The sequence below is a fragment of the Allobosea sp. P1_A7 genome, from assembly GCF_056406775.1.
This window is the reverse complement of sequence record NZ_JBFTZN010000371.1, coordinates 1-4,434: the sequence shown is the minus strand read 5'-3', so window position 1 is coordinate 4,434 and position 4,434 is coordinate 1. Positions and strand designations below refer to the sequence as shown.

General features: G+C 65.0%; 4 protein-coding genes. 2 read left to right on the top strand and 2 right to left on the bottom strand.

Annotated elements, in window-relative coordinates:
* Positions 1-179 precede the first annotated feature (179 nt).
* Positions 180-785, bottom strand: coding sequence for a transglutaminase-like cysteine peptidase (locus tag AC1D34_RS34360; RefSeq protein ID WP_476826655.1), 606 nt, complete (start codon positions 783-785; stop codon positions 180-182).
* Between the two features lie 284 nt (positions 786-1,069).
* Entirely contained in the window at positions 1,070-1,546 is a 477-nt protein-coding gene (locus AC1D34_RS34355; protein WP_441490015.1) for a DUF192 domain-containing protein, read from the bottom strand.
* A 182-nt stretch (positions 1,547-1,728) separates the two neighbouring features.
* Between AC1D34_RS34355 and AC1D34_RS34350 the strand changes: the two genes are divergently transcribed.
* Both AC1D34_RS34350 and AC1D34_RS34345 read left to right on the top strand, forming a co-directional pair.
* The gene (locus AC1D34_RS34350; RefSeq protein ID WP_476775431.1) at positions 1,729-3,570 is read left to right on the top strand and encodes a hypothetical protein; all 1,842 of its coding nucleotides are present in this window, start codon (positions 1,729-1,731) and stop codon (positions 3,568-3,570) included.
* Positions 3,560-4,255 (top strand): CatB-related O-acetyltransferase, encoded by a 696-nt coding sequence (locus tag AC1D34_RS34345; RefSeq protein ID WP_441490013.1) that lies wholly within the window; start codon positions 3,560-3,562, stop codon positions 4,253-4,255. The genes AC1D34_RS34350 and AC1D34_RS34345 overlap by 11 nt, the downstream gene beginning before the upstream one ends.
* Positions 4,256-4,434: the final 179 nt, after the last annotated feature.

The window sequence follows — 4,434 nt, the reverse complement described above, 5'->3', positions numbered from 1 at the left end:
GGTGGCGGCAATGGCGGTGGCCAGGGTGGCGGCAATGGCGGTGGCCAGGGTGGCGGCAATGGCGGCGGTCAMGGYGGTGGCAATGGCGGCAACCACGGTGGCCGGTAACCGCCAGTGTCTTCAGAGCATGTGAAACGAGACACGCCCCGAGTCACTCCGGGGCGTTTGCTGTCTGGCGGCTAACGGCCGGCTTGAGGATGGAACCCGTGTCGCGTTGCTGCGGTGAATCTCGCATTCCCGCCGTCGATCGATTCCCACTGGCGCGGATTGGCCTGCGCCACCCGGCTAAAGAAGACATAGCCTGTTTGCGACCAGAGCAGGATGCGCGATCTCTTGTTGTCCAGAACGAAATCTCCCGAATCGGTCACCACCGTCAGCACGGCATGGCCCTCCCCCTCGGGCGTTCCGACAACCGTCATCAGCAGCGCCGATGACGGCCAACCGCGCTGGATCAGCAGCTTGCGCTTCAGGAGCGCAAAATCTTCGCAATCGCCTYGACCATCCGCCGGTATGCTCCAGACATCTTCCTGACCATGATGCGCCAGGTCGGAGACCTCCTGAATGGTCGCATTCACATGCGCATTCACTTCCTGCAGCTCACCGTGGCGCTGGGGAGAAAGCGAGACGCTACGCACCACAGGCCCCGATCGTGCGCATTCCGCCGGATTCTTCGCGCAGAAGGTGAGGAACGCAGCTGGTGGCGAGGTGCGCCCCCGAGTCGCGGCCGCGATCTGCTCGGCATGGGCGTCATCCGGGCGGCCTCCGGTGATCAGCGCAACGCACATCGCTAGCGTTGCGACCACGGCACGTGTCGTCATGATCCGTCCTTCGCAAGCGTGCTGGGTAGCGGGGATGAAATCCGGGATGACCGCCTTTGATTAAGGAAGTGGGCAATTCTGTGATTCGCCGCCAGATTTCTTCCGCAATCCACAGAGCTTCGACGGCGCGACGCCCTTCATGCGGTGGCCGTCACGGCCCGCGCGTTCACCAGGAATGCAGGAGGAATACAGGCCTGGCCGACCGGTTTCGAGGGACGATCGCAACGCTGCCCTGCGCGCGAAAAACCGCCTCACCGCTTGAAGAGCGGATGCTCCACCTTGTCGCCAGGCTTGATGCCGAGCTTGGCGGCGATRCCGCCATTGATCTCAAGGACCGAGAGCACCGGCTCGCCTGAGGGTATCGTACGGGTCGAGAGCGGCTCGGTCTGCGCGGCGATACGCACGACGGTTCCATCAGCGCGGATAAACAGCATGTCGAGCGGGATGAAGGTATTCTGCATCCACATCGCGACCGGCTCGACCTGGCCGAAATCGAACAGCATGCCGCGGTCCGGCGGCAGGTAATTGCGGTGCATCAGGCCACGCGCTCGCTGATCGGGCGTGCGCATGACCTCGACCTGGAAGACATGGCGCTGCCCGCTGCCGACGATCGCAAGCGTTTCCAGCCCGGTCGCGGGAGCCGCCTGCTGCGCGAATGCCATGACGGGGGCAAGAGCCAGAAGCAGCAAGGCAAGGCAGGCTGCAGGGAATCGTCGGGCGGACCGCATCGTCTCTAAGCTCCATTGCATTCGTCGCCCGCACCGCTCCTGCACAGGCCGGATGGCGGATCTGAGACAGATACGAAAGATCGCAGCGAGGCGGTCAAGTTTTTCCTGCGTCCGCGAGAGCAAGTCGTCTTCCTTTCCTCGCTGCGTTGCGGCAGGTTCGCTGCCGCCATCTGGAGACCGTCATGATCACGTCGACCCTTCGCAGCCCGATGCGCCGCCTGCGCATAACGGCGGCCGCAGCCCTTATCCTCGTTCTGGCGCAGCCGTCCTGGGCAGCCGATTTCCAGATCGACAATATCCGCCTGGACCTTGGCGCGATCGTCGTCGCGATACCGAAGGTCGATGTGAAGGGCTCCAGCCTCGAGCGCGAAGCTTTTGTCTCGTTGTTCAATGGCAGCACCGGCGAGAGCGCGGTTGCCCGGACGGGCCGCCTCACCGCGTCGGAAATCAGTGCGCCCGAATTGACGGTCGAGCAGGTTCTCGGGCCGCAAAGGCAGGTCACGACGTACCGCGACATCCGCTTCAGTGAGATTCGCGACGGCAAGATCGGCCGCGGCTCGGCGGGAGGCGGAGCGATATCCGCGACCGGTGGGCCGACCGGCGCGATGAAGGGCGAGATCAAGCGCATCAGCTTCGAAGCGTTCGACATGCGCCATCTCGCACGCGTGCTGAGCGAGCGCGCCAAACCCGGCGTGGAAGAAGCCATGCAGCCGATCTTCGGCCGCTTCGAGCAGGACGGCTACGCGATCGATCTGGGCCAGCTCGGCAAGATCTCGCTCGGCAAGGCGACCAGCCGCGATTTCAAGATGCGCGTCGGAGACGAGCCGGTCGGAGAGCTCCTGTCGCGGATCATCGCGCAGGCAGAGGCCGACCAGAAGGCAGGGCTCAGCTCGAAGGCCGAGCGCGACCCTGCCCGGCTCGAGGCCGACAAGCGCATGGCGCTTTCCATGTTCTCGCTGTTCGATGCCATCGACTATGGCAGCGGCGAGGTTCGCGATATGGTGATGGCACTCTCCGTTCCGCCGAATCCGGGCGAAGCGCCGGTCGCCATGGACGTGAGAATCGCCAGGATGGCGTATGGCGAAGATGCGCCGGCCAGGTCCGGCTACGCCGTGGAAGGTTTCTCTTTCGCGGGTGCGGGCGCCAAGGCAGGGTTCGAGTCGCTCAGCTATTCCGGCTTTTCGCTCGCGCCCATGTTCAAGGGCCTGAAGGAGGTCCTGGCCAAGCCCGAAACCGAGATCGATTCGCTCGATTTCCGCAAACTGATCCCCAAACTCGGCACGATCCGGCTTGCCGGGCTCTCGGTCGATGTGCCGCAAACGGCAAAGCCGGGTCAGCCAGCGCAGGCCCCGATCCGCGTCGGGCTCGGTACCTTCGAGATTGCTGCCGCCGACCAGATCAACGGCATCCCCACCAAGCTTGCCTTGACGATCGACAAGCTCACCGCTCCGGTGAGCGAGGCAACCGGCAATCCCGCGGCCGCGGATCTGATTGCCATGGGCTACCGCGCCCTCGACCTCTCCGCGAAGCTCGACCTCGCCTGGGACCCCGCACGCAACGAGCTTGCGATCCGTACGCTCTCGCTCGGGAGCGGCGGCATGGCACAGTTCGAGGCCTCGGGTACCCTCGGTAACGTCACCAAGGACCTGTTCTCCAGCGATCTCGCGCTCGCACAGGTTGCGGCACTCGGCGCGACAGCCCGCAGCCTGGATGCCAGGCTGAAGAATCTCGGTCTGCTCGAGAAGTTCATCGAGAACGAGGCCCGCAAGAACAAGCGCAAGCCCGACGATCTGCGGCGCGAATATGCGATGATGGCCAGCCTCGGCCTTGCCGCGGTCCTCGGCCCGTCCGACGCGGCCAAGACCCTGACCGCGGCGGTCTCGCGCTTTGCGGCGAAGCCAGGCACGCTGACCGTCCAGGCCAATGCGAAGGCGACAGGGGGTCTCGGCCTCGCCGACGTCATCACGATCACCGATCCGACCGAGATCTTCGACAAGATCGACCTCAAGGCCAATGCCGAATAACTGGTCTGTCGAGCTTCTTCCCGAAGACGAGTCCTGGCGGCCCTCCGCGATCGCAGCGTGGTGGGCCGGGCTGCCACAGGGCCCGCGCAGTTTTCTGCGCCGGCGCTTCAACCCCGACAACCAGGCCCGGTTGTATCTGGCCAACCTGATCGCTCGGCACCCGGGGCAGATCGTTGTCGGACGCTACACCTATGGGCGGCCGAAGGTGCGCTTCGCCGGAAGCGGGGCGCGCCTGATCATCGGGCGCTACGGCTCGGTCGGAGACGGGGTCGAGATCCTGCTCGGCGGCAACCACCGCACGGAATGGGCGACGACCTACCCATTCCACGACTACCCACGGCTATGGCCCGAAGCGAAGCACCATCCCGGCAATCAGGTCTCGCGCGGCGACGTCGTCATCGGCCATGATGTCTGGCTCGGGTCGCAAGCGCTGATCCTCTCCGGAGTCCGCATCGGTCATGGCGCCGTCATCGGCGCCCGCGCCGTCGTCACGAAGGATGTTCCGCCCTATGGCGTCGTCGCCGGCAATCCGGCACGGCTGCTGCGGCACCGCCTGACGGAGGAGAAGATCGCGACCCTGCTGGCGAGCCAATGGTGGGCCTGGCCCGAGGCCGACATCAGACGACTGATCCCGGTCTTGATGTCCGACAGGATCGAGGATTTGCCTCCGAGAGCCGTTTCCTGATAGTTCGCCGTTCAGGATCRAAGGCTCCCCCTCCGATACGGCCTCCCTCCATTGCCGGACCGCCCCCATGCATGATTCTGCCAACGACAAGGCGCGGGTCTTCCGCAAGGCCTATCTCTCCGCAGTCGAGACCTCGCCGCTGACCGTGCTCGACGTCGGCTCGGCCATTGTCGACGGAC